At 68.6% G+C, this 366-nt stretch carries 1 protein-coding gene; it reads left to right on the top strand.

Annotation, left to right across the window (positions count from 1 at the left end):
• Positions 1–9 precede the first annotated feature (9 nt).
• A partial coding sequence (locus EN859_RS35950) for a serine hydrolase domain-containing protein (protein WP_135913652.1) occupies positions 10–366 on the top strand: 357 nt, incomplete at its 3' end.

Genomic DNA, 366 nt, shown 5'->3' with positions numbered 1-366 from the left:
CCGCCTGCCGTGTGGGCGGACCCGATCTCGCCGGAGCGCATGGCCACCGCCCTATCGAAGCTCGAAGCGCTGGCGCAGGCCGCTGTCGAGGCCGGTGCGGTGCCCGGCCTCGCCATTGCGGTCGTGCATGACGACCAGGTGATCTTCCTCAAGGGTTTCGGACATCGCGAGGCCGGGAAGCCCGAGGCTATCGACGCCGATACGGTGTTCCAGATCGCCTCGCTGTCCAAGCCGGTCTCTGCCACCGTCGTCGCGGCCCTGGTCAGCGACCGCGTGGTGTCCTGGGATTCGAGGATCGCCGACCTCGACCCGGCCTTCCGACTGGCCGACCCCTATCCGACGAGCCAGCTCACGATACGTGACCTG

The sequence above is a fragment of the Mesorhizobium sp. M00.F.Ca.ET.216.01.1.1 genome, assembly GCF_004010325.2.
Classification (GTDB): Bacteria; Pseudomonadota; Alphaproteobacteria; order Rhizobiales; family Rhizobiaceae; genus Mesorhizobium.
This window is presented reverse-complemented; position numbering and strand designations above follow the sequence as displayed.